This window comes from Symbiobacterium turbinis, from assembly GCF_055383075.1.
In genome coordinates this window covers 1037480-1064196 of sequence record NZ_AP042433.1, presented here as the reverse complement: position 1 = coordinate 1064196, position 26717 = coordinate 1037480, and the positions used below count along the sequence as shown (strand labels likewise).

Annotated in this window: 26 protein-coding genes; 7 read left to right on the top strand and 19 right to left on the bottom strand. The window is 69.0% G+C overall.

The window, feature by feature from the left end; translation table 11 throughout:
* Positions 1 to 27 precede the first annotated feature (27 nt).
* The 8 genes from ACZ45O_RS05060 to ACZ45O_RS05025 form a co-directional block, all read right to left on the bottom strand.
* Complete coding sequence (locus ACZ45O_RS05060; protein ID WP_464856185.1) at positions 28 to 1203, bottom strand: tetratricopeptide repeat protein; 1176 nt, start codon at positions 1201 to 1203, stop codon at positions 28 to 30.
* A gap of 142 nt (positions 1204 to 1345) precedes the next feature.
* Positions 1346 to 2398: a polysaccharide deacetylase family protein gene (locus ACZ45O_RS05055; RefSeq protein ID WP_464856183.1), complete on the bottom strand. Its 1053-nt coding sequence runs from the start codon at positions 2396 to 2398 to the stop codon at positions 1346 to 1348.
* A gap of 75 nt (positions 2399 to 2473) precedes the next feature.
* Complete coding sequence (locus tag ACZ45O_RS05050; protein WP_464856181.1) at positions 2474 to 2866, bottom strand: TIGR04086 family membrane protein; 393 nt, start codon at positions 2864 to 2866, stop codon at positions 2474 to 2476.
* 114 nt (positions 2867 to 2980) lie between these two features.
* A complete protein-coding gene (gene pssA, locus ACZ45O_RS05045) occupies positions 2981 to 3799 on the bottom strand; it encodes a CDP-diacylglycerol--serine O-phosphatidyltransferase (RefSeq protein WP_464856179.1) in 819 nt (272 codons plus the stop codon).
* Positions 3799 to 4434 carry a phosphatidylserine decarboxylase family protein gene (locus ACZ45O_RS05040; RefSeq protein WP_464856177.1) on the bottom strand — a complete coding sequence of 212 codons (636 nt, stop codon included), beginning with the start codon at positions 4432 to 4434 and terminating at the stop codon, positions 3799 to 3801. The genes pssA and ACZ45O_RS05040 overlap by 1 nt, the downstream gene beginning before the upstream one ends.
* Positions 4435 to 4492: 58 nt before the next feature.
* The gene (gene surE / locus ACZ45O_RS05035) at positions 4493 to 5263 is read right to left on the bottom strand and encodes a 5'/3'-nucleotidase SurE (protein WP_464856175.1); all 771 of its coding nucleotides are present in this window, start codon (positions 5261 to 5263) and stop codon (positions 4493 to 4495) included.
* Positions 5264 to 5316: 53 nt separating this feature from the next.
* Entirely contained in the window at positions 5317 to 8196 is a 2880-nt protein-coding gene (locus ACZ45O_RS05030; protein ID WP_464856173.1) for a helicase C-terminal domain-containing protein, read from the bottom strand.
* A 75-nt stretch (positions 8197 to 8271) separates the two neighbouring features.
* Complete coding sequence (locus tag ACZ45O_RS05025) at positions 8272 to 8694, bottom strand: hypothetical protein (RefSeq protein WP_464856171.1); 423 nt, start codon at positions 8692 to 8694, stop codon at positions 8272 to 8274.
* 123 nt (positions 8695 to 8817) lie between these two features.
* Between ACZ45O_RS05025 and ACZ45O_RS05020 the strand changes: the two genes are divergently transcribed.
* Positions 8818 to 9570 carry a 2-phosphosulfolactate phosphatase gene (locus ACZ45O_RS05020; protein WP_464856169.1) on the top strand — a complete coding sequence of 251 codons (753 nt, stop codon included), beginning with the start codon at positions 8818 to 8820 and terminating at the stop codon, positions 9568 to 9570.
* 74 nt (positions 9571 to 9644) lie between these two features.
* Here the strand turns inward: ACZ45O_RS05020 and ACZ45O_RS05015 are convergent, their stop codons facing one another.
* Positions 9645 to 9992: a YlbF/YmcA family competence regulator gene (locus ACZ45O_RS05015; RefSeq protein WP_464856167.1), complete on the bottom strand. Its 348-nt coding sequence runs from the start codon at positions 9990 to 9992 to the stop codon at positions 9645 to 9647.
* A 70-nt stretch (positions 9993 to 10062) separates the two neighbouring features.
* Complete coding sequence (locus ACZ45O_RS05010) at positions 10063 to 11115, bottom strand: TolB family protein (RefSeq protein ID WP_464856165.1); 1053 nt, start codon at positions 11113 to 11115, stop codon at positions 10063 to 10065.
* 109 nt (positions 11116 to 11224) lie between these two features.
* Here ACZ45O_RS05010 and ACZ45O_RS05005 point away from each other — a divergent pair, with 109 nt between their 5' ends.
* On the top strand, positions 11225 to 11782 hold the full coding sequence (locus ACZ45O_RS05005; protein ID WP_464856163.1) for a potassium channel family protein: 558 nt from the start codon (positions 11225 to 11227) through the stop codon (positions 11780 to 11782).
* An 18-nt stretch (positions 11783 to 11800) separates the two neighbouring features.
* Here ACZ45O_RS05005 and ACZ45O_RS05000 read toward each other — a convergent pair whose 3' ends face one another.
* On the bottom strand, positions 11801 to 12751 hold the full coding sequence (locus tag ACZ45O_RS05000) for an aldo/keto reductase (protein WP_464856161.1): 951 nt from the start codon (positions 12749 to 12751) through the stop codon (positions 11801 to 11803).
* 37 nt (positions 12752 to 12788) lie between these two features.
* Positions 12789 to 14099 (bottom strand): amidohydrolase family protein, encoded by a 1311-nt coding sequence (locus tag ACZ45O_RS04995; protein ID WP_464856159.1) that lies wholly within the window; start codon positions 14097 to 14099, stop codon positions 12789 to 12791.
* Between the two features lie 263 nt (positions 14100 to 14362).
* Between ACZ45O_RS04995 and ACZ45O_RS04990 the strand changes: the two genes are divergently transcribed.
* Together ACZ45O_RS04990 and ACZ45O_RS04985 are read left to right on the top strand one after the other, a co-directional pair.
* Positions 14363 to 15481, top strand: coding sequence for a glycosyltransferase family 2 protein (locus ACZ45O_RS04990; RefSeq protein WP_464856158.1), 1119 nt, complete (start codon positions 14363 to 14365; stop codon positions 15479 to 15481).
* A 1-nt stretch (position 15482) separates the two neighbouring features.
* Entirely contained in the window at positions 15483 to 16154 is a 672-nt protein-coding gene (locus tag ACZ45O_RS04985) for a hypothetical protein (protein WP_464856156.1), read from the top strand.
* A gap of 36 nt (positions 16155 to 16190) precedes the next feature.
* Here ACZ45O_RS04985 and ACZ45O_RS04980 read toward each other — a convergent pair whose 3' ends face one another.
* From ACZ45O_RS04980 to mtnP, 5 genes are all read right to left on the bottom strand, one after another.
* A complete protein-coding gene (locus ACZ45O_RS04980) occupies positions 16191 to 16991 on the bottom strand; it encodes a hypothetical protein (protein WP_464856154.1) in 801 nt (266 codons plus the stop codon).
* Positions 16992 to 17113: 122 nt separating this feature from the next.
* The gene (locus tag ACZ45O_RS04975) at positions 17114 to 19198 is read right to left on the bottom strand and encodes a putative bifunctional diguanylate cyclase/phosphodiesterase (protein ID WP_464856152.1); all 2085 of its coding nucleotides are present in this window, start codon (positions 19196 to 19198) and stop codon (positions 17114 to 17116) included.
* Positions 19199 to 19332: 134 nt separating this feature from the next.
* Positions 19333 to 20253 carry a sugar phosphate isomerase/epimerase family protein gene (locus ACZ45O_RS04970; protein WP_464856150.1) on the bottom strand — a complete coding sequence of 307 codons (921 nt, stop codon included), beginning with the start codon at positions 20251 to 20253 and terminating at the stop codon, positions 19333 to 19335.
* A 3-nt stretch (positions 20254 to 20256) separates the two neighbouring features.
* Positions 20257 to 21522, bottom strand: coding sequence for an adenosylhomocysteinase (locus ACZ45O_RS04965; RefSeq protein ID WP_464856148.1), 1266 nt, complete (start codon positions 21520 to 21522; stop codon positions 20257 to 20259).
* A 12-nt stretch (positions 21523 to 21534) separates the two neighbouring features.
* Positions 21535 to 22332, bottom strand: a complete 798-nt coding sequence (gene mtnP / locus ACZ45O_RS04960; RefSeq protein ID WP_464856146.1) for an S-methyl-5'-thioadenosine phosphorylase — start codon at positions 22330 to 22332, stop codon at positions 21535 to 21537.
* 94 nt (positions 22333 to 22426) lie between these two features.
* Here mtnP and ACZ45O_RS04955 point away from each other — a divergent pair, with 94 nt between their 5' ends.
* Entirely contained in the window at positions 22427 to 23215 is a 789-nt protein-coding gene (locus ACZ45O_RS04955) for a LysM peptidoglycan-binding domain-containing protein (RefSeq protein ID WP_464856144.1), read from the top strand.
* A 78-nt stretch (positions 23216 to 23293) separates the two neighbouring features.
* On the opposite strand, the gene ndk is transcribed toward ACZ45O_RS04955, so the two are convergent.
* The gene (ndk, locus tag ACZ45O_RS04950) at positions 23294 to 23746 is read right to left on the bottom strand and encodes a nucleoside-diphosphate kinase (RefSeq protein WP_464856142.1); all 453 of its coding nucleotides are present in this window, start codon (positions 23744 to 23746) and stop codon (positions 23294 to 23296) included.
* Between the two features lie 219 nt (positions 23747 to 23965).
* Entirely contained in the window at positions 23966 to 24232 is a 267-nt protein-coding gene (locus ACZ45O_RS04945) for a hypothetical protein (RefSeq protein ID WP_464856140.1), read from the bottom strand.
* 130 nt (positions 24233 to 24362) lie between these two features.
* On the opposite strand from ACZ45O_RS04945, the gene ACZ45O_RS04940 reads away from it, so the two are divergent.
* Entirely contained in the window at positions 24363 to 25652 is a 1290-nt protein-coding gene (locus tag ACZ45O_RS04940) for a cytochrome ubiquinol oxidase subunit I (RefSeq protein ID WP_464856138.1), read from the top strand.
* Between the two features lie 23 nt (positions 25653 to 25675).
* On the top strand, positions 25676 to 26689 hold the full coding sequence (locus ACZ45O_RS04935; RefSeq protein WP_464856136.1) for a cytochrome d ubiquinol oxidase subunit II: 1014 nt from the start codon (positions 25676 to 25678) through the stop codon (positions 26687 to 26689).
* Positions 26690 to 26717 lie beyond the last annotated feature (28 nt).

Below are 26717 nucleotides of genomic sequence, written 5' to 3'. Positions count from 1 at the left end.
GCCGGCATTCCAGCCGGCCTGTTCCGGTTACGCGCCAAGGGCCTGATTGTACGTCTGCAGGGCCTCCTCGGCCCGCCCGAGCCGCTCCAGGCACGCGCCGATGGACCACAGGTGCTGCTTGTTGTCCGGCTCGGTGGCCACGGCCAGTCGGTAGGCGCTCAGGGCCTGCTCATAGCGCCCGAGCGCGAAGTAGCAGGCGGCCTGGTTGGCCAGGGCCGCGGGGTCGTCCGGCGCCCGCCTCAGGGCCTCGTCGAAACACTCCAGGGCCTCACGGAACTGCCCCGCCTTCATGAGCAGGTGCCCCTTGTTGTTCAGCAGGGTCGGATCGCCCGGAGCCTTCTGCAGGGCGGCGTCCAGCAGCCTGGTGGCCTCGGCCGCCATGCCGCCCTCGAAGAGCGCCGCCGCCAGGTTGCCCAGGGTAAGGGGTGAATCCGGTTCCAGGGCGCTGGCCTGCCGGTACGATTCAATGGCCTCCCGCGTGCGCCCGGCCCGAAGCAGGGTATAGCCCACGTTGTTCAGCAGCGTGGGGTCTGCGGGCCTGAGCCGAACGGCCCTCAGGAGCGCCCGCAGGGCCTCCGCGGTCTCGCCGGTCTTCTGCAGAACCAGCCCCAGGTTGGCCCACACCGCTCCGTCGGTGCGCAGCAGCCTGGCGGCCCTGCGGTAGGCCTCTGCCGCCTCCTGCAGCCTGCCCAGCTCATTCAGGCAGAGTCCCCGCAGATTCCACAGAGCGCCGCTGCGCGGCCGCCCGGCCAGCGCGCCGTCGATGAACACCAGGGCCTCTTCCGTTCGCCCGAGGACCAGTAGGGTCCGCCCCTTGGTGACCCAGAGTTCAGGCATGTCGGGATTCAGCCGCAGCCCGACGTCGAGGTGCGCGATGGCGGCCTCAGGCATGCCGCTCCTCACCAGCGCCTCGGCCAGCCACCGCCGCAGGTGGGGATGTTCGGGATCGCGCTTGACCGCCGGCGCCAGGTGGTCCACGGCCGCCTGCAACTCGCACTCGGCGCCGGCATGCAACAGCATGACGGCCAGGCGCGCTCTCAGATCCAGCCGCTCGGGCTGCGCTTCCACGAGCTTTCGGCACCGACTGAGGGCCCGTCCTACCCGTCCGGTGACCAGGGAGAGCGCAGCGGCCGCCCAGCCCAGGGGCGGACGCTCATGCCAGGGAAGGGCTGCCAGGTCTGTCAGCAGACCGATGCCGCGCATCCGTGCGGACCCAGAGGTAGCAGCTTCCGTCATTGCCGTTTCCTCCCGGAAATGAGCCTGCTGCCCCCCTATATTTGACCCGCTCCTCCCCCATTCCTGCCCAGTGTTGACAGAAATCGGTCGACAAAGATGGCGAATCCTGTCATTTCGTGTCGTAATGGCCCGAGAGCGGAGGCTGCGTGCGATAGCGGGCCTCCGTCATGCCCTGCAGCACCCGGTGCGCCGCTTCCACCCCACCGGGCACATCCAGCGGGATCATCAGCATTGCGCCCGGGTGCAGCGCCCGCAGGACGTGGGCGGCCAGCCGGTCAGGGCTTCCGTTGACGCCGGCCGGTGCGACGGCGTTGGACCACAGGACCATTCGCATCCCCTCCTCCTCCGCGAGGCGCACGAGCTGCCGGTCAAAGCGGCCGAGGGGCGGCCGGAACAGCTCCGGCGGCGCGCCCGTGGCCTTCGCCACGGCCTCCCTGGCCTTCCGCAGCTCCGCGCGCACCGCCCAGTGCGGCAGGTTGCGCAGGTCTACCTCGCGGTAGCCGAGGCTGCCCACGTCGTGGCCCGCGGCCTGGATGCGCTGCAGGTCCGCCGCCCGGAGTTCGGCCTCGGTTCCGGTGACGAAGAAGGTCGCCCGGGCATCGTGCGCCGCCAGGTGCTGCAGCAGCGCACTGAGCGCTTCAGGCGCGGGCAGGTGGTGGAAGGTCAGCGCAGCCGCTGCGCCGCCGGCCGGTGCCTCCTGCCGGTCGGCCGCTGCCACCACCGCGTCGTAGATTCTGAGACCCGTTTCGGACGGCTGCGGCCACTCCCGCCGAACCGCACCCGGCGCCTCCCGCTGCACCGCCGCGGCCGGCGAGGGCGCCTGCGACCTCGCCCCCTCCAGGGCGCCGACGGTCATGCGGCCCGCCAGCCCGTCCACCTCCAGCCCGAAATGGCGCTGGGCGGCGATGACGGCCGCCTCGGTGAGGGGGCCGAAGATCCCGTCCACCGGACCGGGGTCGAAGCCGCTCTGACGGAGCAGGTCCTGCAGCTGGGCGACCGCCGGGCCGCGGTCGCCGTGGCGCAGTGCACGCTCGCTGACCACCGCCGCCAGGGGTCCGGCAGACGGGGACCGGAAGGCGGCCGCAGTGGTTGGCAGCGCCACCAGCAGCGCCACGACCGCCAGCGTCGCAGATGTGGTGGCCACCCATGCGGAGCTCTTCACGGGGCGCTCCTCCCTTCCAGCTTCTCTCAGCCAGAAAGTCTGCCCCGTGCGCATGTTTTGTAAACCCGGCGCTGCTCACCGCCGCGCCACGTTGACGGCCGCGATCCCGGCTGCGGCGCCGGCGCCGGCCCCCAGCAGCAGCCCCCTCGCCAGGCCGACGATGCCGGGGAGGTCCCGGAAGATGCCGATGAGCACCGTGACGGCTGCGATCAGTGCGACGCCGGCCGCCAGCCCGTGCAGAAACCCGCCGCGCCCCGCCACCCAGGCGGCACGGAGCCCGGCCAGCGCCGCGGCGACACCCTGCACGACCAGGGTGCGGGCCGCCTCGGCCTGGGGCTCCGGCGGGTAGCGGAAGTCCAGCACACCCAGCACCAGCGCGCTGACCACCATGAGCATTACGCCCCAGAGCACGCCCGACGCCAGCGCGCCCACGTCAAGCAGCGACTCACCGCTGTCCGCTCCGCGCACTTCCGTTCACCTCTCCCCTCCCACGGCTTGACCCATGTATACGGGTGCCGGACAAGGGGTATGCAAAGGCCCCGCCAGATGGCGGGGCCAGGCTGAGCGAACGGAGTCGGCCAATCAGCGCCGGGTGACTGTGGCCAGCCAGGGCTGCACCTTCTCGTCCCACTTCCGGAGCACGACGAGCCACGGGCCCAGCACCACGTAGGCCGTGAGCGGCATGAGGATGACGACCCACGGGTTCCACCCGGCGGCGTAGAGCAGCCCGGCCAGGGCCAGCACCGGCCCGACCACCGGCCAGAACTGGATGCCCGCGCCCCTGGGCCGCTTCTTGAAGTCGGGGTACGGAATGGACGACGTCATGAGATACCCCAGGATGACCATGACGGCGGGGATGACGTGCGGCGGGGGCGGTGCTGTGGTTTCCTGCTGGAAGTAGAAGGCCATGGTGGAAAGCAGGGTGCCCGCAGCGGTGATCGGCACGCCGAGGAAGTAGCCCTCGATGTTGAGGATGTTGAACCGCGCCAGGCGCAGGGCACCGCACAGGGGGAAGAACAGCGTCACGGCAAGCCCCAGGTAGCCGAGATCGCGCAGCCCCATCTGGTAGAGCAGCACCGCCGGGGCGACGCCGAACGAGACCACGTCGGCCAGGGAGTCGAGCTCGCGGCCGAAGGCGCCGTCGGCCTTCATCAATCGGGCCAGCCGGCCGTCCAGGCCGTCGGCGATCAGGGAACCGACCACCATGAGCGAGGCTGACCGAAACTGACCGTCCATGGTCAGGAGGAGACTCCCGATGCCGAACGAAAGGTTGGCCAGGGTGAAGAGGTGCGGAAGGCTGGAGAGGCCCTTCTGCCCCCTTTCCCGGAACCAGTCTCCCCCCCGGACGGCGCGCACGCGCCACCGCAGCCGATACCGCTGTCTGGCAGAATTACCGTTCACTATGGAAGCCTCCCTATCACCGTTTCGCCGCCCGCGACCCGGTCGCCCGGCCGCACGAGCACCTCGCTCCCCGGCGGAAGCCAAACTTGCGTACAGGAGCCGAAACGGATCAACCCGAACCGCTCGCCGCGGTCCAGCCGGTCGCCCACCGAGGGCCAGGTCACGATCCGCCGGGCCACCAGCCCGGCCACCTGGCTCACCAGCACCCGCTGGCCCGCCTCCGTCACCAGGCCCAGGTAGGCGCGCTCGTTCACCTCGCCCACCGAATCGTCCCAGGCGGCCAGGAACTTGCCCGGCACGTACTCACGGTATGCGACCTCGCCTGCGACGGGCGCGCGGTTGATGTGCACGTCAAACACGGACAGGAAGATCGAGACCATGACCGCGCGTCCGCCGACGAACCGCGGCTCCTCCACCTCGCGGACGAACATGACGCGCCCGTCGGCGGGCGAGACCACGAGGCCGTCCTCCTGCGGAACCGGCCGCTCGGGATCGCGGAAGAACCAGGCCACAAACAGGGCCAGCGCCGCCAGAATCAGGGCCGGGCCCCAGTGAAGCATCAGGGAGAGAAGAGCAAGCACGGCGAGCGTGCCGACAAACGGCCATCCTTCACGGGCGACAATAGGTCGTCTCATGCCGAACACTACTCTCTTATAAGAATACATGATAACAGCGGTGTGCGCACAGTCCGCCTCAGAGCGAGAGCTCCCACCCGCGGAGCCGCTCGATCTGGTCGTAGCGCGTGAGGTCGAGATGGACCGGCGTGACCGAGATGTAGCCTTCCTCGACCGCCGCGACGTCGGACTGACGGTCGTTGGTGATCTCCGCCAGTTCGCCGGCCAGCCAGTAGTACTCCTGGCCGCGGGGGTGCACCCGGCGGACCCACTGATCGCGGTAGACCCGCCGCCCCACCTTGGTCACCCGCACCCCCTTGATCTCACTGCGGGGAAGCGCGGGCACGTTCACGTTCAGCAGCGTTCCCTCGGGCAGCCCCTCTTGCAGCACCTTCAGGGCCAGTTCGGCGGTGAAGTCGGCCGCCACCGAGTAGTCCTGCGACGTCAGCGAATCGAGGGAAACCGCGATCGCGGGCACCCCCAGAATGGGTCCCTCCAGGGCCGCGGCCACCGTGCCGGAGTAGAAGATATCCGTTCCCAGGTTTGCGCCGCGGTTGATCCCCGAGATGACCAGGTCGGGCCGCCGGGGGAGGATGGCCTCGATGGCCAGCTTCGCCGAATCGGCCGGCGTGCCCGTCACCGAGATGCACGGGGCCACGGCCCCGGGGATGTCGACCCGCACCGGAAAGAGCGGGCGGTACATCGTGATCGCGTGCCCGCTGGCAGACCGCTCCCGGTCGGGCGCCACCGCCCAGACCTGCAGGCCGGGGATCTTCTCCATGCGGGCACGAAGTGCGTTGATGCCGGGAGCGAAAATCCCGTCGTCGTTGGTCAGGAGGACCAGCGCCATCCGTCTACTCCTTCCGCCTGTCATGTGTACTTGTGTAGTCTCTCCGGCTGCGCCTACCCCTCGTCAGCCAGATTGAGCCACGCCATGGCCCTGCGGAGCACCTCCTCCGAGCTGCCGCGGAAGACGGCCGGATTGGGCAGCGACCGCAGGAACTGCAGCCCGTAGCGGGTGACCCGCGGCGAGAGCCGATTATCCAACACAATGACCACGCCGCGGTCGTGCCGGGTTCGGATCAGCCGTCCGAAGCCCTGCTTGAAGCGGATGACCGCCTGGGGCAGGCTCAGGTGCACGAAGCTGGAGAGGCCCCGGCGATCCAGATCCTCAATGCGGGCCTCCATCACCGGGTCGTCCGGCGGGTTGAACGGCAGCCGCACCAGGATGACGGAGGTAAGCCCCTCCCCGGGGATGTCGACCCCCTCCCAGAAGGAGGCCGAACCGAAGAGCACGGTCCGCTCCCCATCCCGGAACTCCGCCACGAGCCGGCTGCGCGAGCCGTCGAGCCCCTGCCCCAGGAGCAGCAGCCCCTCGCCTTCCAGCTCCTCTTTCAGTGAATTATAGACCTGGCGGAGCTGCCGATGGCTGGTGAAGAGCACCAGCGTGCGGCCCCCGGCCCGGGGCAGGAAGCGCCGCAGGAACTCGGTCACCGCCTCGGTGAAGCCGCTTCCGTCCTTCGGGCTGGGCAGATCCTCCGGCACCAACAGCAGGGCCTGCTCCCGGTAGGCGAACGGCGAGGAGAGCACCCCCTCCCGCAGCCGGTCCGGCGGCAGGCCGCTGAGGCCCAGCCGCTGCTTCAGGTGGCCGAAGCTGCCGCCCACGGCGAGCGTCGCCGAGGTCATGATCACCGAGCGGAGCCGGCCGAACAGCTCGGCACGCAGCACGTCGCCGACGTTGATCGGGGCAGACCGCAAGGCCACCCGCAGCCGTTCTCCCCGCTGGGCCGCCTCTATCCAGGTCACGTCTCCCTCGCCCGGCTCCAGAAGCACACAGTCAATCGCTTTGGTACTTTGAATAAGAATACCATTCTGCTTCTGTATGTCAACTAACAGCGCGTCTGCGTCTGCGAACGGCGGCTCACGCATTTCCACGGCCTCGGCCAGGAGGGTCAGCCCGGCCGCCAGCGTGCCCAGCCGGTGCACGGCGTTGGCGCGCGCCTGGTCCAGGGCTTCCCACAGCGGCCCGGTGCGGACGGCGTCGGTCAGCCTGAGGGTCCGGGTTCCCCCCTCCTCGTCGCTTCCGCCCCGGGCTTCCACCAGTTCGGCGCAGAGCCGGAAGAGCTCGTCGGCGGCGGCCCGGCAGTGCTGGATGAGGCCCACCAGCTTGTCGATGAGGTCCTCGTGCGGCAGCCCCACGGGCGGCCTGGCGGGGATCGCCTCGCCTCTGGGCAGCTTGCGCCTGAGCTGCGGCAGGAGCCCCTGGCCCGGAGAGCGGAACAGGACGAGCAGCGCGCCGGTGATGTCCCAGCTCTCCAGGTTGACGCCGAGGTTCTGCGTGGCCACCGCCTCCAGGTGGTGCGCCTCGTCGATGATCAGCTGCCGGAAGGGCGGCAGGATCTGGTTGCCGGTCGCGATGTCGGCGAACAGCAGCGCGTGGTTGAGGACGAGCACCTGCGCATCCTTCGCCCGGCGCCTGGCGCGGAAGGCGAAGCAGTGGTGGCGGAACCACTTGCACTTGGGGCCGAGGCAGGTCTCCGTCTCCGACTGCACGGTGCGCCAGAACCGCTCGTCCTCGCCCGCCAGGTTCAGCTCGGACCGGTCGCCGGTCTGCGTCTCGGCCAGCCAGCCCGCCAGGCGGATCATGAACCGGCGCTCCTCCAGGGAGGTCAGGAAGTCCGCCCCGATGGCGGCCTCCTCCCACTTGCGCAGGCAGATGTAGTTGCTCCGCCCCTTCACCAGTGCCGCCTGCACCCCTTCCAGCGGCGTGCCGGAAAGGGCCGACTGCAGGAAGGGGATGTCCTTCTCCCACAGCTGCTCCTGAAGGGTGATCGTGTGGGTGGAGATGGCGACCTTCTCGCCGTTCGCCTTGGCCCAGGCGAAGGCCGGCACCAGGTAGGCCAGTGACTTTCCGGTCCCGGTGCCGGCCTCCATGAGCAGGTGGGCGCCGTCGTTGAACGCGCGCGCGACGGCCTCAGCCAGTTCCAGTTGCTGGGGCCGGTGCTCGTAATGGGGAATGGCCTCGCTGATGACCCCGCCGCTGCCCAGCACAGACAGGACGAGGGCGGGGTCGATGGGCGCCGGCTCATCGGGTTCCGACTCGTGCTCGGGCCGGTGCAGCGGGCCCGCGAAGGGCCGGATCCACTCGGTTGCCGGGAGCGGCCGCTCGCCCCGGGCCTCCCGGGCGGCAAACTCAGCCCGGAAGAGCGGCGCCAGCGACCAGCCGGCGGGCTCGCCCACTGCCAGGATGAACTGCAGGAGGCCCATGTCCATCTGCCCCAGCCGTTCCACCAGCGCGACGAAGAGACGGCCGCACGCGCGGGCGTCATCCTCAGCCCGGTGGTGCCGCTCCAGCGGCAGCTGCAGCAGCTGGGCCAGGGTGGCCAGCCTGTGGTTCCGGGCAAGGGGCAGGGCGATGCGGGCCAGTTCGGCCGTGTCGTAGCTCCAGTTGGGGAGGCTGCGGCCGGCCCGGGCGAAGGCTGCCTGCAGAAACGCCACGTCGAACGGGGCGTTGTGCGCCACCAGCGGCAGGTCCCCGAACAGCTCGGCCAGGGCGGGCACGACCGCCTCGATGGGGGGCTTGCCCGCCACCATGGCCGGGTGGATGCCGGTGAGGTTCTGGATGCGCTGCGGAATCGGGCAGCCGGGGTCGATCAACTGCGAGATGCACGCGGTCTCACGGCCGTCTTCAAAGCGCACGGCCGCCACTTCGATCAGTTCGTCATGGTCGGGCGAAGTTCCGGTCGTCTCGACGTCTATCGCGACGAAGGAGCGCAGCCCCATGTGGGCTGTACCCCCTTTCTGCATGCATACCCATCGGTTAGTGTTTCGAGTTCGCCCGATACAACTCCTCTGCGCTCAGTCAAGCCGCTCCCAGAGCCAGCCGGCGGCGGCGCCGGCAGCGGAGATGGGTGCGGCCATCCAGACGGCCGCGGGCCAGAGCCGGGGCAGCGTTCCCTCCCAGCCGCCCCACCCCGGCATGTGGCCGGACACCAGGGCCGCGATGTAGCACGCGGCCAGCAGCGCGCCGCCGATGGCGCCGGCGGCCACAGGGTGCAGCGCGTACAGGTTGACCAGGGCCCTCGCGGCGGTGACCGCGCCCGCGGCCAGCAGCACGAAGAGCAGCAGCAGGGTCCAGAAGGCCGGAGTCACGGCAAAGGCCTGAAAGGCCCGCCAGAAGTGGGGCGGGCGCTCCACCGCCCCGGCGGCCAGGAGAACGCCGCCGAAGGCGAGCAGCGAGCCGGTGAGGGTGCACGACAGGAAGCGGGCCCACCGGGGCATGTACACACACCTCCCCGATGAGGCTATGCGCGGCGGAGGCCTGCGAGTACTGTCCGGGAAAACTATCCGCGCCCTCACGGGAAGTGTATAATTTTAGTATCTGCTCATGCGGGAGGCCAGAACATGCGTGCCGACGTCTATCCGACCGTACTGAACATCCCCCCTGCGGAGGAGCTGGCCGGCAAGGCTGCGGTGGTGATCGACGTGCTGCGGGCGACGACCACCATCTGCACGGCCCTGGCCAACGGCGCCGACACCGTGGTGCCGATCCTTACCCCGGAGGAAGCCTTCCAGGTGGCGCGGGACAACCCGGAAAGGCAGTTCCTCCTGGGCGGCGAGCGCAAGGCCGTGATCATTCCCGGATTCAACCTCGGCAACTCGCCCCTGGAGTACACCGAGGCGCGCGTGAAAGGGCGGCCGATCCTGTTCACGACCACCAACGGCACCCGCGCCATCCGGCGCGCGGCAGGGGCTGACCGGGTCTACATCGCCAGCCTGCTCAACGCCCCGGCGGTCGCCCGGGAACTGGCGCGCCTCGAGATGGACGCGGCCATCTGCTGCGCCGGCACCCACGACCAGTTCTCGTTGGAGGACACCGTGTGCGCCGGGGCGATCCTGGAGTTCATGGCGGGGCCGGGCCAGCCGGTGGAGACCAATGACATGGGGCTGGTGGCCCGCGAGCTGTTCCGCCGTTACGCTGGCAGGCTGGCCGACCTGCTGCACCTTTCCTCCCACGGGCGCAACCTGGTCAAGCTGGGGCTCCAGGACGACCTGCTCTTCTGCGCCCAGCTGGGCACCACGACCCACCTGCCCGTCTTCACCGAGGGGCAGGTGGTGCTCCCGCACGGCGGCCTGTCCGGCTCCGATGGAGTGTGAAGGATCGTCCGGCGTCGTGACGCGGCAGGCCAGTGCGCAGTGGCGCACCGGCCTGCATCGGCTCTGAAGGTGATCTACTTGGTGAAGGGCAGGTCGACGTCCACCGCCTCACCGATGATCTTGTACACATCCTGGAGCAGCGTCGCGAGCCGCTGCTCGGCCATCAGGTAGTCGCGGATGTCCAGGTCCTGCACGAGCACGTTGTAGAGCTGCTCCAGCCCCTGCTTCTGCTCCTCGGTCAGCTCCTTCCCCTGGAGCACCTGGGCCTGCAGGTCCATCTGGCGCGTGTGGAAGTCGGCGATCATCTTCTCTGCGGCAGGCTTGCCCTTGATCTTCTCCCGGGCGGCCTGAAAACTGCGGTATTCCTGGCTCTGCTTCAGCGCACGCGCCAGGTTGTGGGCATGGTCGTGAACGTTGACCATCGTCGCGCCACCTCCCAGCCGTTAGTTTTCGCCTGCTGCCATCGTTTCCCTGCCGGCGGGCCGCCCATCTTCACTCCCACTGGTACACGTAGATGTTGGACGTGAACCCGCCCCGCTCCCGCTGCTGTGCAGGCAGCAGCCAGAGGCGGGAGACCAGCAGCTTCTTGCCGTCAGGTGAGAACTGCGGGTGGAAGAACATCGCCCTGGCGTCGTCCGGCAGCACCCGGCGTGCGGACTTCGTGGCGAGGTCCAGTACGTAGATGCCGGTCTCGGTGCGGGGGTTCCGGTAGGCCACCAGCTGCCCCCCTGGGTGCAGCCCGGGCATGATGCCGCCGCCGCTGGTGAGCCGCTCGGGCTCACCCCCGCCGGCCGGGAGCCGGTACAGTTCGTACTCCACTCCGCCGGCCGTGCGGGGCCCGCCCCCGAACAGCAGCCACCGCCCGTCCTGCGTGACGGCCAGACCTCCCGAGAGAAGTTCCCATCCATCGGGCGCCCGGTAGATCTCCTCCTTCCGCCCGCTGGCCGCATCTATGCGCACGATCCTGTCGGCGGTGGTGTAATACAGGCTGTCGCCCGTTGGATGCCAGGCCAGGTAGCCGATGGCCCCCGTCTCGCCGGCGAGGGCCCGGGCTTCGCCGGCCGGCGCCCGGGGCGGGTCGGGTTCCGCTGTGCCGGATGGGAGCGGGTGCAGCATGATCTGGGCCCCGCTGTCGCGGGTGGAAAGGCGCACAAACGCCAGGGCCCCGCCGTCTGGCCTCCAGACCGGGCCGGCGTCCCACGCCCCTGGCTGGGTGGTCAAAACCCGCACCGGTTTGCCCTGCGGCGCGGTCAGGAGGATCTGCCCGTCCCGCATGAACGCGATCTCCCGGCCGTCCGGCGACCATGCGGCGAAGCCGTCCATGGCCGCGGTCTGCGTGAGCGGGGTCAGGCGTGCAGCCGACTCCGCCTCCGGCACGGCGCCCGCAGCGCCGTCCGGGCCCGCCGCAGCGGGCACGCTCCGGCCGGAGAGCGCGCCCGAGCCGCTCCGCATAATTCCCCCCAATAGCAGCGACAGGCCGAGAAAGAGCAGGAAAACGTAGATCTGCCTACCGCCGGGCAGCCGTCCCGAGTGGCTGCTGTGCATCGATCGTCGCCCCCCTGTCCCTCACTGGGATATTCAGCGGGCAGGGGGGCTAGTACACCCGGCATCATCGCGGGGTGGACGGGCGTATGGAACAGCAGGAGGATGTACGATGAGTCACCTGCTGCTATTGGCCGCGGCAGGCAGCCTGGTGGCGGGGGTGCTCTGGCTGGGGGCCGACCGGGCCGACCGCCTGAACCACACGCTGGTCCGCCCAGCCGTCATGGCCCTGCTGAGCCTTCTGCTGCTCGTGCTGCTGGCGGAGGCCGAGCGGTGGGCGTACAGTCTGGCCGCGGCGGCCGCGGCGGTCGGGCTCTGGGAGAGCTACACCGGCGCGTACCAGCTCATGTCCGCGCCCGTCAGCCGCACCGGCCCCGTGGCACAGGTGCGGACCACGGGCCTCTGGCTGCTGAACACCCTGTCGAACCTGGTGCTGCTGAACCTGTCGGCCCAGCTGGCCTTCCCCCAGACGTTCGAGTGGCGCGGCCTGCCTGCCTCAGCCCTGGACGTGGCCTATTTCACCCTGCTCACCTTCGCCTCCGGCGGGTACGGCGACGTGCTTCCGACAAGCCCTTTGGGCAAGCTGCTCGCCATGCTCACCAGCCTGAGCGGCCTCCTGTTCGCGACGATCCTGTTTGCGGCGCTCTTCCACCGGCTGCGCTCAGAATAAGCCGGCCGGCGGCGAGCCTCAGCGGGTGAAGGGCTCGGAGAGCGCCGTCACCCGGTCCATGATCTCCTGCGGCAGCCCGACCTCGCAGGCGGAGACGTTCTGCGCCACCTGTTCGGGCCGACTGGCGCCGACGATGGCGGACGTCACGCCCGGGCGGGCCATCACCCACGCGAGGGTGAGCTGCGCCAGCGTGACGCCGGCCTCACGGGCAACCCCCTCCATCGCCTCCATGAGGTCGAAGTTGGCCTCCGTGAACCAGCGGTCGACGAAGCGCTGACCCTGCTTCGCGGCCCGGGAGTCTTCGGGCGGCGCCTGACCCCGGCGATACTTGCCGGTGAACAGCCCGCCGGCCAGGGGGAAGTAGACGATCTGCCCCACCCCCTCCGCCAGGCTGGCCGGGATCACCTCCTGCTCGATGCGCCGGTTGACCGGCGAGTACTCGGGCTGGTTGGAGATGAAACGCGCCCAGCCATGGCGGTCGGCCACGGCGTTGGCCTTGACGATCTGCCAGCCGGAGAAGTTGGAACAGCCGATGTACCGCACCTTACCGGCGCGGACCAGGTCTTCCAGCGCCCGCATCGTCTCCTCGATGGGGGTCGTCGGATCCCAGTGGTGCACCTGGTAGAGGTCGATGTAATCGGTCTGGAGCCGGCGCAGCGAGGCGTCGACGGCATCCATGATGTGCTTCCGGGACGTGCCCCGGTCGTTGGGCCCGTCGCCGGTGGGGTACCAGCACTTGGTGGCGATGAGGGCCCGGGAGCGCCGGTCCTTCAGCGCCAGGCCGATGATGCGCTCGGACTCGCCCTGCCCGTACAGGTCGGCGGTGTCGATGAGGTTGATGCCGGCATCCAGCGCCGCGTGGACGATCTTGATGGACGTCGCCTCGTCGCTGCGGGTGCCGAACGCGTTGGTGCCCAGCGCCATCTGCGAGACCTTCAGCCCGCTCCTGCCAAGATTGCGGTATTCCATGACGTGTCTCACCTCTGCCGCATGCCTTCGGCGAATCTTAACTCTTCACGATCCGGGCCGCCGCCTCGCGGGCCTTGGCCATGATCTCCCGGCCGTCCATATACGTCAGCCGGCCGTTGTCGTAGACGATGCGCCCGTCGACGATGGTCGTGACGACGTCGCTGGGCAGGGCCGAGTAGGCGACCAGCGCGAACACGTCGTGGTTCGGCGTCAGGTGCGGCCGCTCCGTGTCGATCAGGATGATGTCCGCGCGCTTGCCCGGCTCCAGGGAGCCGATCTCGGCCTCCATTCCCAGCGCCCGGGCGGCCTCGATGGTGGCCATGGCGACCGCGTCGTACGCGGTGAAGACCGCGGGATCCCCCTCCAGTTCCTTCGCCTGGATGGCGCCGATGCGCATCTCGGAGCCCAGGATGTGCAGCATGTTTTCCGAGGAGGCGCCATCGGTGCCGAAGCCAACCGGAACGCCCTTCCGCCGCATCTTGCTGACCGGCGTGCGGCCCGAGGCCAACTTCAGATTCGACACCGGGCAGTGGCAGACGCCGGTGCCGGTCTCGGCCAGGATCGCGATGTCATCATCGTCGACGTGGACGCAGTGCGCCGCCACCACATGCCGGCCCTTCATCAGCCCCAGGTCGTAGACGTGCCGGATGGGGCTCTTCCCCCACTGCCTGCGGGCCTCCTCCACCTCGCCCGCCGTCTCGGAGAGGTGGATGTGGATGCCGATGCCCAGCTCGTCCGCCAGCTCCGCGCAGGCCAGCAGGGCATCGGGCGGGCAGGTGTACGGCGCGTGGGGCCCGACCATGAACGTGATCCGGCCGCCCGCATTTCCGTTCCACCTGTGGAAGGCCTCGCGGCTCTCATCCAGCCGGGACAGCGCCTCAGACGGACCCCCGACGGCGATGATGCCCCGGGCCACGATGCCCCTGATGCCCGTGGCCTCGATGGCCCGCGCCACCGCGTCCGCGGGGAAGTACATGTCGAGGAAGGTGGTGATGCCGCCGGAGAGCATCTCGTAGGCGGCCAGGGCCGTTCCCCAGTACACGTCATCCGCGGTCATCTTCGCCTCCGCCGGCCAGATCTTCGTCTGCAGCCAGTCCATCAGCCGCATGTCGTCGGCGTACCCCCGCAGGAGGGTCATCGCGGCGTGACAGTGCGTGTTGACGATGCCGGGCATGACGATCTTGCCCACGGCGTTGATGCGCCTGGCCCCCGGCAGAAACGGGGCGCCGGCCCGGGGACCTGCGTAGACGATCCGGCCCGACTCGACCAGAACGACTCCGTTTTCGTACACATCGGCCTGTCCGGTCATGGGAAGCACTGTTCCGCCCTCGATCATCAGCCGCTCCATGAATGACTCCTCCTCGTCCGTCGGTCAGCGGGCCGGCGCGGCGGGCCCGTTCAATGTCAGGATTAGTTTATCTGACCCGTCCGTGCGCGGCAAGAGCCGTGCGGCGTGCGCGCGGGGGCCCCCAGATTCGGGGATGCTGATAGCCAGAACCCCGGGGCAGGGAGCGGACAGGCAGGAACGCCCGTGGTTCAGGCGGAATAGTAGTCTGTACAGTCTTTTCGCGGCGACGGGAAGCCCGAAGTGAACGGGAGAGTGAAACGGACTTGAATTCTGCCGAAGCAGCAGGCCCCTACAGTGCCAGCAGTATCATCATCATCCCGGCCCTGGAGCCTCCGCCCGCCCTGGTGCAGTACGTGCAGGCCCTTCTGGAGCGCGGGTTCCAGCGGATCGTGGTGGTGGACGACGGCAGCAGCCCCGCCTGCCGCTCTATCTTTGCGAGCCTGGCCGAGCTCAAGGGCTGCGTGGTGCTGCGCCACGAGGTGAACCGCGGCAAGGGGGCGGCCCTGAAGACGGCCCTGCGCCACTGCCTGCAAGAGGGATGGCAGCGGCTCTACCGGCGCGTCATCATGGTGGATGCGGACGGCCAGCACGCGGTGGAGGATGTCTGCGGCATGGCCCGGGTCTCCCACGAGAATCCCGAGGCCTACGTGCTGGGCATCCGCGACTTCAACCAGAAGATCGTGCCCGCACGCAGCCGCTTCGGCAACCGACTGACCAGCGGCGCGTTTCATCTCTTCTACGGCCGCTACCTGCGGGACACCCAGACGGGGCTCAGGGCCCTGCCCATCAGCCTCTGGCAGTGGGCGACCGAGGTCGCGGGCGATCGCTTTGAGTATGAGACCAACTGCCTGGTGCAGGCCATGAAGCGCGGCATCCCCATGGCGGAGATGCCGATTCAAACGCTTTACTTCAACAAGAACGCGAGTACGCACTACCACACCCTGCGCGACTCCTGGCCTATCTTCAAGATCCTGATCAGCCACCTGGGGGCCTACGCGCTGGCGGGCGCGCTCGCCTCACTGGCAACGCTGGCTGTGTTTGCCTGGGTGGATCTGGTCTGGCTGGCGGCGCTGGCCCCGGGCAGCCGCCTGCTCGCCGCGAGCATTGTGAGCGCCGCGGCCGGCTCGGTCGTCCGGCTGCTCCTGCACTTGCTCCTCCGTGTGCGCACCGAGCGGAGCATGACCGACGCCACCGCCAAGTACTACCTGCTGGTGGCCGGGCAGATGCTCGCTTCCTACCTGGTGGTGCTCGCCGTGCACCTGATCACCAGCTGGACGGCCGTGTGGATCAAGCTGGTCGCCGACATCGTGCTCGCGGTGGTGGGCTACCAGATTCACCCGCGCTGGCTCTTCAAGTCTCACCGCGGAATCGAGGGAGCGTAAGATGTCTTTCTACGGAAAGCTGTTTCGGTTCTGCCGGGCGGTGCTCCGTCCGCTGGCCCCGCGGTATACGATCGTCCACCCGGAGCGGCTGGTGGAACCCGCAGTCTACCTGTGCCGCCACGCCGACATCTACGGCATCGTGCTGAACCTCTTGTGGCTCCCCGTGCCCGTGCGCACGTGGGGGCTTCATCAGTTCCGCGACCGGGAGGCCTGCTACCGGCACCTCCGGGACATCACCTTCGGCGCGCGCTACGGCTGGCCCCGGTGGAAGGCCACTTCCCTCGCCTGGCTGGCGGCCATCGGCCTTTCGGCGCTGTACCGTTCCGCCGGCTGCATCCCCGTGTACCGGGGATCCGCCCAGATCATCACCACCTTCAGGGAGAGCACGGCCGCGCTGAAGCGGGGCGAGAGCCTCCTCATCTTCCCCGACAAGGACTACGCCAGCACAGACAGCGAGGTGTCGGAGCTGTACGAGGGGTTCTTGAGCGTGGACCGGTTCTACCATCGGGCGACGGGGAAGCACATCCCGTTCGTCCCGCTCTACATCGACCGCGAGGCCCGCACCATCACGGTCTGCGAGCCGCTCACGTTTACGGGCGACCGCAACCGGAAGGCCCAGACGGCTGAGCTGATCCAGATCCTGCAGGAGCGGCTGAGCGGACGGGGCTGCTAGGGGCCGCCGCAGCAGGCCGTGAGGCTGGGCGAAAGCTTACACCGGCAGGCCGCGGGTGGTGATCTCCACCTTCCCGGCCTCCGGATTGACGTACCAGACGGTGGACGAGGCCAGGAGGGTGTTGAGGCCGAGCACCATGTCGATCCGTGTGCCCAGCCCCGCCTCGGCTCGGCTCAGGTCCACCATGAACTGCTCACAGTCCCCGAGGCTGAGGCCGCCCAGCGTGAGGCCCCGCGTGAGGCACACGGAAACCGACGCGCTTGTATCCGTGGCGTTTGTGAGCTCACCCTCGTAAACCTGCTCCGGCTGTGTCCGCCACTGGGGCAGGCGTGCGGTGTTCACGACAGACATGGCCGCGCCGATGTCCACCGCCGTCCGCAGTTTCTGCCCCTCCAGTTCCACGTCCACCAGCATGATGCCCCGGAACAGCTCCAGCGGTACCGTCGTCCGCGGGTAGTGCTCAGGCAGCGGCTCCCGGCCCACGCGTAGCGCCTTGAAATCCAGCAGCAGCGGGCGGGAAAGCAGCGTGGCCCTCCCGAGCCGCATGCTGACCGGAAAGGGCATGTTCGCATAGAATTCCTGGTCGTCGCTGACGACCACCTCCAGCGAGCCGAGCGAGTCGCCGAGGAAGCGGACGTCGCTCACCCGTCCCTTGCGGTGGCGGGCCTCCGCCAGGGCCCCGCGAATGGTGACCTCCTGCTCGCCCGCCTCCACGCCATCGAAAACGCCGAAGGTGGTGTCCTGCGTGGCGCCCGTGTCGAGGTGGGCCCACCGATTCTGGCCCGCAATCTCCACCGGTGCATAGAGCTGCAGCTCGTAAAGCACGAGAGACTCCATGTGAATAACCCTCCCGGATCGAGTTGTGCGATTACTTCCGTCACACTTGCGACGATTCCTGCTTCAATGAATAAACGAAGCCAGCACGAGGTGCTGGCTATTCTGTGTCGCTGGCAGGCATCTCACTGACACGGCGCCTCGGTCGAGCAGAGCTCCGGGCCGGGGCGGCCGATCAGGTAGCCCTGCGCGTAGTCGACCCCGTACGCGCGCACGAGCCGCAGGCTCTCGGGGGAATCGACGAACTCCGCGATGGTCTGCTTGCCCAGCTCGCGGCAGACGGTCGCCAGGGCCCGCACCAGGTGCTGGTCGGCGGTGTCGTGGGCCAGGTTCCGGATGAACGCCCCGTCGATCTTGACGTAGTCCACCGGCAGCCGCTTCAGGAAGTAGAGCGAGGCAAAGCCTGCGCCCACGTCGTCCAGGGCGAAGCGGCACCCCAGCGCCTTCATCTCGCAAATGAACCGCTCCGCCTGCTCCAGGTCGCCGATGGCCGCCGTCTCGGTGATCTCCAGCACGAGGCTCGCGGGGTCCACGTCGCGGTCGGAGAGGCCCCGGCGGATGATGCCCGGCAGGTCCGGATCGATCAGGGTCCGGCCCGACAGGTTGACCTCCAGCACCTGGCTCTGGCCCATCCGGCGCAGGTTGGCCAGCTGCCGGAGCGCCGTGTCCAGCACCCAGCGGTCCACCTGCTGAATCAGGTCGAACCGCTCCGCCACGCCCAGGAACTCTCCCGGGAAGATGAGCTCCCCTTCATCTCCCACCATGCGCAGCAGCGCTTCGTGGTGCGTGACCACGTTGCGCCTGAGATCGAGAATCGGCTGATAGTGCAGCACGAACCGGTCCTGCTCCAGCGCCTGGCTGATGCGCCGCCTCCAGAGCAGCCGCGCCTCCAACTGCCGCTGCCAGGGGCCGTCGGGCGTGTAGAGGGCCCAGCTGTCCCGCCCCCTCTCCTTGGCCTCGGAGAGCGCCATGTCGGCCTTGCTCAGCAGTTCGCTCACCGAACTGCCGTGGTCGGGGAAGAGCACGATGCCGATGCTGGCCGTGAGCGACACCGGGGTCTCCTCGCTGGCGAACCTGCTCTGCCGGATCGACTCCAGCAGCCGGTCGGCCACCCGCGCCGCCAGCGGGCCGTCTGCGCCGGGCAGCACGATCGCGAACTCGTCGCCTCCCAGCCGGGCCGCGGTGTCGCCCAAACGAACTGCGCTCCGCAGGAGGGCGGCGACCTGCCGCAGGACCTCGTCGCCGGCCTGATGGCCGAGGGTATCGTTGATGTGCTTGAACATATCGAGGTCGATGAAGAAGAGCGCCCCGCCTGCGCCGGTACGCTGCGCCCGGGAGAGGGCCTCCTCCAGCACCTGCTGGAACCGCCGCCGGTTGGCCAGGTCGGTGAGCGAATCGACGAGGGCCAGACGCACCAGTTCCTCCTCGTACCGCTTGCGGTCGGTGACGTCCTGCACCTGGAGGATGTAGGCGGCCTCGCCCTGCTGGCCGTGCATGGCGGCGCAGCTCAGGTCCGCCCAGATGGTCCCGCCGCTCCGGTGGCGCAAGGGCACACACGCCCCGCCGGTCGCCAGTTCGGCGAGATCGGGCAGCGCATCGGCTTCCAGGGCCAAGTGGGACAGCGGCCGGCCGGTCAGCTCCGCCGCGTCGCACCCCAGCATGGCGCAAAACGCGCGGTTGACCTGGAGAATCCGGCCGTGCGCGTCGAGCAGGGCCACGCCGATGGGGGCGTGCTCGAAGGCCAGCCGGAAGCGCTCCTCGCTCGCCTTCAGCCGGCGCTCGGTCTCCTTGCGCTCAGTCAGGTCCTGTGCCACGGCCAGATACAGCGTCTCGTCCTCCACGGAGACCCGGGCAATGCCGATCTGCACCGGAAACAGCTCGCCTGACTTCCGCCGGGCCGACAGCTCCTGCCGCTCGGCCATGGTGCGCTGCTTCACGGGACCCCGTCCGAACTCTGCGACGAACTTGCGATGCCGCGCCGCGGTGCCGGGCGGCAGCAGGATGTCCAGCGGCTGGCCCAGGACCTCTTCCCGGGTCCAACCGAAGATCTTCTCCGCCATCTCGTTGAACAGGACGATCCGCTGATCGGCATCGAGGGCGATGGTCGCAGCGGGTGTGATCGCCAGCATACTGGCCAGGCGGGCCTCCGACCGGGCCAGGGCGCGCTGGACCTCTGCTGCTTGATCTGAGGTGCACTGGTGGTTACGCATCGTGAACCCCCCCGATAGCGACCCGTTACTATTGACGTTACCAATAGACCCGTCCGGTGCAAATGGCACCAAAGGTCTATAGGAAACGCCCTGTCGGGTCGGTCGGGGGGGTGTTCGCCCGGCCTGTAGGGGCTCTACCTCACCAGGGTCGCTGCCCATTCATGGGCGGCTTCCAGTTCGTCGGGAGACACGGACCGGGGGGCGTGCTCCAGCACGATGACCGCCTGCGGGTGCGCCTCCACCACCATGCGGGCGATGTCGGCAGCGGGGGTCACCTGCGGCCAGCGATCCCGGGTGTGACTGCCGTTTGTCGGCAGGTGGCTCCGGAACTGCCCCTCGGCATCCCACAGCGATGTGTGCAGGTGCAGGTGCCGGGCCCAGGGCAGCCAGCGCTCGGCCAGGCTGACCGGGTCCTGCCCGTGGGTGCGGGCCAGGAGGCCCAGGCGGCCTGTGTCGATGCAGAGGGAGAGCTCGGGGAACTCCTCGAACAGCCGGCTGTACAGCTCGCCGTCGAAGAAGTACGGGTTCGGCCCGTCAATCTCCAGCACGACGCGGATTCGCTCCCGCTCCTGCAGCTCCGCCAGCCGGTCGAAGCACTGGCGGCTCCACTCGTAGAGCTCCGCTTCACGGGGCCACGCCTCCAGGGGGATCGGGTCGGCGTCCTTGAAGTACCAGCCGAGGGCGGCGTAGTCCACGCCGGGCATCTGCAGGGCCGGCCACGGAAAGTGAAAGAGGATATAGCGCGCGCCGAGCCGGTGGGCCGCCTGGGCGGCGGTCCAGGCCACCTCCAGGGCCTCGGACCGCACCGCCCGGTCCGGGTCCAGGAACCGGCACCAGACCGGTCCGCCGTCCCGGTGGGTCGGGTGGTGGGCGCCGATCACCCACTCGTAGTACTCGGCCTCCGCCACGGCGCCCAGCACGTCGGGCAGGGTGTCGCAGAGGCCGATCTCCGCCCCCTGCCAGTGGGGCCGCTCCAGCGACTCGCCGTACGTGTTCACGCCGGATCCCGCAATCCGGCCGAAGGCCCCCTGCAGCGGTACGAAGAGCTGTGCCACGGCCTACACCTGCCAGGACCGCACGTACCGCTCCTGCTCGGGGGTCAGCCGGTCGATCTCGACGCCCAGGGCCCGGAGCCGGGTCTCGGCCACGCGCACGTCGATCTCGGCCGGCACCTGAATCACCCGGTTCTCCAGCTTCCCCCGGTTCTCCAGGAGCCAGAGGTGGGTCAGGATCTGCACGCCGAAGGAGAGGTCCATGACCTCCGCCGGGTGGCCGTCGCCCGCGGCCAGGTTGGCCAGCCGCCCCTCGCCGATGAGGTAGAGGCGGCGGCCGTCATGGCCGGTGTAGGCGTCGACGTTGGGCCGCACCCGCACCGGCCTGCCGCCGAAGGCCTCCAGGTCGGGCTTGTAGATCTCGACGTCGAAGTGGCCGGCGTTGGCCAGAATCGCGCCGTCGCGCATCACCTCGAAGTGCTCGCGGCGGATCACCTTCTCGCAGCCGGTCACCGTGATGAAGATGTCGCCCAGGGCTGCGGCCCGGGCCATCGGCATGACCTCGAACCCGTCCATGAGCGCCTCGTTGGCCAGAACCGGGTCGACCTCGCAGACGATCACCCGCGCCCCGAGCCCCTTGGCCCGCATGGCCACGCCCTTGCCGCACCAGCCGTAGCCGGCGACCACCACGCGCTTGCCGGCGATGGAGAGGTTGGTGTTGCGCATGATCGACTCCATGGTGGACTGGCCCGTGCCGTAGCGGTTGTCGAACAGGTGCTTCATGCGGGCATTGTTGACCGCCACCATGGGAAAGCGCAACACGCCGTCGGCCTCCATGGCCCTGAGCCGCTGCACCCCCGTGGAGGTCTCCTCCGAGCCGCCGATCAGGTCCCCGGCCAGGTCCTGCCGGCTGGTGTGCAGCAGGTAGGTGAGATCGCCGCCGTCATCCAGCAGCAGGGTGGGACGTGCCGCCTCCAGGGTGCGGATCAGGTGCTCGGTGTACTCCTCGGGCGTCGACCCGTGCCAGGCGTGCACCGTCACGCCGCGCTCGGCGGCGGCAGCCGCCACGTCGTCCTGCGTGGAGAGCGGGTTGGAGCCGGTGAGGAAGACCTCCGCGCCGGCCGCGGCGAAGACCAGGGCCATGTAGGCCGTTTTGGCCTCCAGGTGGATCGACATCGCCACCCGCTGGCCCGCCAGGGGTTTTTCGCGGCTAAGCTCCCGCTCCAGCTGATTCAGGATCGGCATGTGCGCCTTCACCCAGTCGATCTTCTGATGCCCGCTCGGCGCCAGCGCGGGATCCCGCAGGGTCGAGGCCGAAACCTTGCTCTGCACTTCGGTCACCTCCTACACCTTCAGGGCCGGGTTGTTCTTGTGGCAGGCGCACCCCCGCTGCACGGGAATCTGCCTCAGGGTGGCGAAGAGCAGCTTCTTCAGGTTCTCGCTGTTGGCCGCCATCACCTCGAGGACCTCCTCGTGGGTGAGCGACGTGGGCGAGATGCCCGCGCCGTAGTTGGTCACCATCGACACCGTCGCATAGCAGAGCCCGGCCTCGCGGGCCAGCACCGACTCGGGCACGTTGGTCATGCCCACCACGTCGCCCCCAAGCTGGCCGAACATGCGGATCTCCGCCGCGGTCTCAAAGCGCGGGCCCTCGGTGCAGACATAGGTGCCCCTGGGGTGCGCGGCGACGCCCACCTCCTGCGCGGCGGCGACCAGCACCTGCCTCAGCTCCGGGCAGTAGGGCTCGGTGACATCGGTGTGCACCACGCCGGCCTCGCCGCCCTCGAAGAACGTGCAGACGCGGCCCTTGGTGAAGTCCAGGAACTGGTCCACCACGACGAAATCGCCGGGCTTCAGCTCGCGGTTGCACGAACCCACGGCGGTGGTCGCGACCACCCGCTCAACGCCCAGCATCTTCAGGGCGTAGATGTTGGCACGGTAGTTGATGAGATGCGGGGGCACGGAATGATCGACCCCGTGCCGGGCCATGAAGGCCACCTCCTCCCCCGCGTAGGTGCCGATGCGCACCTTGGCCTGCCCGTAAGGGGTGGTGATGACCTCCTCCCTGATGTTATCGAGGATGCGCGGGTCGTAGACCCCCGTGCCGCCGATGATCGCCAGGCGAACCTTCTTCTGCGTCATATGCGCACACCCACCTTTCTGGTGACATAAGCTGGTCTTACAGGGGCTGAAACATCCGGGAGCCCCGACGGATGCTCTGCGAGGTGGGGCTCGGATGACGGAGAACGGGACACACGCTGAAGGAGGAACGGAGCACCAGTACCACAGGCGGTGGCGGGGCGGCGGCCTCGGGCGGCTCCTGCTGGTCACCACCGGCGACGTCGACCTCGACGGTGCGCCCGAGATCGTCGCCTGCGCCGGCCGTGAGCTGAAGATCTACCGCTGGACGGGCGACACCTACGCCCTGCTTGCAGAGGCAGGGCTGCCCAAGGACGCGCTCTCCCTGGCCGTCGGCCAGGTTGACCCGGGCGGGCCAGGCACCGTGGCGGTGGGCACCCGCGACAACGTCCTGCTCTACGCCCTGACTCCCGGCGGGCTGGTGGCCCTCTGTCAGACCCTACTCTACCCCAATGCCTACTTCCGGTCGCTCAGTCTGGACGACGTGAACGACGACGGCCGGGCTGAGGTCATTGCCGGCGCGAGCGGGGCGCAGACGATCTACCTCTACCAGGTCATGGCCGTGGGACGGGAGAGCCGGCTGGAGGAGCTGGGACGCCTCTACGTGGGCGGGCTGGTCGCCGCCAGGCCCACCTCGGCGGGCGAACTGGTGGCGGCCACCAGGGACGGCTGGGTGGATGTGTACGTTTCCTGCGCCCTCCTGCCCCGGGAGACCCAGACGGTCTACACCGTGCGGCGGGGCGACAGCCTCTGGCGGCTGGCCCGGAAGTTCGCGACCTCGCCCGGGGCCATCGCCAAGGCCAACAAGCTGTCGGAGCCGTATCAGCTCTCGCCGGGGCAGGTGCTCATCATCCCCGGCCGGCGCAGCCAGAAATCCGACCCGTAAGGTGCGAAGGGAGCAAGACATAGCATGTGGCGCTGGTGACCGGCGGTCACCAGCGCCGTCGCGCGCGGGCTGGGTGCCTCAGCCCTCGGGGAAGATCCAGCGGTCTACGGACCGGCTGTACGACTCCTCCACCTCGCCGAACCACAGCTTGATCTCGCGCTCGGCGTTCTCGGGGCCGTCGGAGCCGTGGACGACGTTGAAGGAGACGTCGCAGGCGAAATCCGCCCGAATGGTGCCGGGTTCGGCGTTGGCCGGGTTGGTTGCCCCCATGGTCTTGCGGATGGTGGCAATCGCGTTCGGCCCCTCCCAGACCATCGCCATGACAGGGCCCGAGGTGATGAACTCGATCAGGCTCGGGAAGAAGGGCTTGTCCTTCAACTCCGCATAGTGCTGCTCCGCCAGTTCGCGCGAGACCCGCATGAGTTTGGCTGCGACCAGCTTCAGGCCGCGCCGCTCGAACCGACTGATGACCTCCCCCACCAGGCCCCGCTGCACGCCGTCGGGCTTCACCATGACAAAGCTGCGCTCCATACGCGTCGATTCCCCTTTCACGACGTGGGGCACTCCCCCAAAAGTTGCCGTAGTGATTGTACCGAACGGGGGAATCTTTGGCAAGAAGGGCGGCACACTGTCCATACCGGTTCGGAGAATGGCACGAAGGCCCACGTGGGCAGACTTGCGAACGAGGCGCCGGCGTCCGCATGCCGACGGGGCGCCGCCTGTGGCAGCGCCCCGTGACAGACCGTATGACTAACGCTCGCAGGCGATGGCGTGCTGGGTGAGGATCCGGTCGACGTCCTTCGGGGGCCAGCCGGCCAGGTAAGCCGGCGCACCGGTGGAGATGTTCTCCCGAATCCGCTTCACCATCGCCTTCGCGCTGATTCCCTTCAGGGTCACGCGCAGCATCCTGCGGCCGCTGGCGTCGTAGACGCACACATAGCCCGCGTCGGACACGTCGATGTAATAAAGCCGTCCCGACGGGCTGTGCACCTCGGTACGGGTAATCTGCTCTCTCATGTAGGCACCCCCTAATTCCATTATATTGTCTCAGAAGTTGCGGCAGGTGCGCAAGCCCGGTTCTGCCCGCACCATGCGCCAGATGGTGGTCCGCCTGCCATCCGCGCAGGCCGCTTCAGGAGGGACGTGCGTGTCTCATCTTGACGCCGCCCGGTTTCAGATGGCGTACTCGCTCTTCTTTCACATGATCTTCGCCGCCCTCGGGGTCGGCATGCCTGCGCTGCTCGCCGCCGCGGAATACCTCCACCTGCGCACGAAGGATCCGCAGTACCTGCGGCTCGCCGGCACGTGGGCCCGGGCCACCGCCGTGCTCTTCGCCATCGGCGCCGTGAGCGGCACCGGCATCGCCTTCGAGCTGGGCCTCCTGTGGCCCGAGTTCATGCACTTCGCCGGCAGCACCATCGGCCCGGCCTTCACGCTGGAGGGCTACGCCTTCTTCACCGAGGCCATCTTCATCGGCCTGTACCTGTACGGGCGTGACCGCATGCGGCCCGTCGCGCACTGGCTCACCAGCGTCGCGGTGGCGGTGAGCGGCGCCGCCTCGTCGGTGCTGGTGACCGCTGCGAACGCCTGGATGCAGAACCCTGTCGGCATCGAGACGCTGCGGAGCCATCCGGAGGCGCTGAGCCCGTGGGTCGTGTTCACCAACCCCCACTGGCCCATCATGGCCCTCCACTCCACCCTGGCTTGTTACGCAGCCACGGGATTTGCCGTGAGCGGCGTCTACGCCTGGGGCATGCTGCGGGGGCGCACAGACAGCCTCCGGCAGAAGGCGCTCCAGATCGCGGTGATCATGGGGCTGCTGGCCGCGGTCACCATGCCCTTGACCGGCGACGTCTCCGCCAAGGTCGTCGCCCGGCACCAACCGGAGAAACTGGCAGCCATGGAGGCGCTCTTTGTCACCCGCACCCGGGCGCCGCTCCTCATCGGCGGCCTGCCGGACCAGGAGACGGGGAAGGTGTGCTGCGGCGTTGAGCTGCCCGGGCTGCTCTCGTTCCTGGCCTACGGCGCCCTCGATGCGGAGGTGATGGGGCTCGACCAGGTTCCCAGGGACGAATGGCCCAATTTACCCCTCGTCCACCTCTCCTTTCAGCTCATGGTGGGCGCCGGCCTGGCCATGGTTCTGGTTGGCCTCTATTACGCCTGGGTCCGCTGGCGCAGGCCCGCGGACGTGGCCCGGGATCGGCGGCTCCTCTGGCTGCTGGTCATTGCGGCGCCGATGGGGTATCTGGCCCTGGAGGCCGGCTGGATCGTGGCCGAGGCGGGCCGGCAGCCCTGGACGATCTGGAAGGCGATGCTGACCGCCGACGCCGTGACCCCGTCAGGCGGCATGGACCCCTCGGTGGCGGGCTTCACGGCCCTGTACGCCGCCCTGGCGGTGGCGCTGGTCCTGCTGCTCCGCCGCCTGCGCCACGAATGACTCTAAGGAGGTGGACATGCGCCATGCATTTGTGGTCGACGCTGGACCCCGTGGTGGGGGCGGCGCTGGTCATGCTGCTGGCCCTCATGGCTTACGCGGTGCTGGCCGGGGCGGATTTCGGCGGCGGCATCTGGGACCTTCTGGCCACCGGCCCCAGGCAGGAGCAGCACCGGCAGGCCATCGCCCGTGCGATGGGGCCCGTCTGGGAGGCCAACCACGTCTGGCTGATCTTCGTCATCGTCATCCTGTTCACGGTGTTTCCCACCGGTTACCGCGCCCTGGGCATCGCCTTCTTCGGCCTGTTTCACCTGGTGCTGATCGGCATCGTCCTCCGGGGCGCGGCGTTCGCATTCCGGGCCGCAGCATCGGGCGAATCGCGCCAGTGGCGGCTGTGGAGCCCGGTCTTCGGCGCCTCCTCCGCCGTCACTCCCTTCCTGCTGGGCCTCGCCGCTGCGGCCGTCTCAGGCGGCGGCATCCGGGTGCTCCCCGGCGGAACCGTCCAGGTAGACCCCATCCTCACATGGTACAGTCCGGTCTCCATCCTTATGGGCCTGCTGACCACCGCCATGTGCGCCTACCTGGCCGCGGTCTTCCTCACCGTGGAGACCCGCGGTGAGGTGCAGGAGGACTTCCGCCGCCGGGCCCTCTGGTCCGGTGCCGTCATGGGGCTGCTCGCTGCGGCCCTGCTGCCGCTCCTGCCGGCCGCCATGCCCCATCTGTGGGAGCACCTGACGCGCCCTGCCCCCGCTCCGATCCTGCTGGGCGGGGCCGCCCTCGCCCTGCTCTCCGCTGCGGCCATTTACACCCGGCGCTACCTGCTGGGCCGGGCTGCGGCCGTGGCGCAGGTGGTCGTGCTGCTGAGCGGCTGGGCGGTCGGTCAGTGGCCGTATCTCATCTATCCGGACATCACCTTCCATGGCGCCGCGGCGGCCGGCCCCTCCATCCGGTTTCTGCTGCAGACCCTGCCGTTTGGCCTGCTGGTGCTGCTGCCCTCCCTCTGGCTTCTCTTCCGCGTCTTCAAGGCGGAGGTCAGGTAGGACGCTCGTGCTCCTGGTTAGTTTGGTA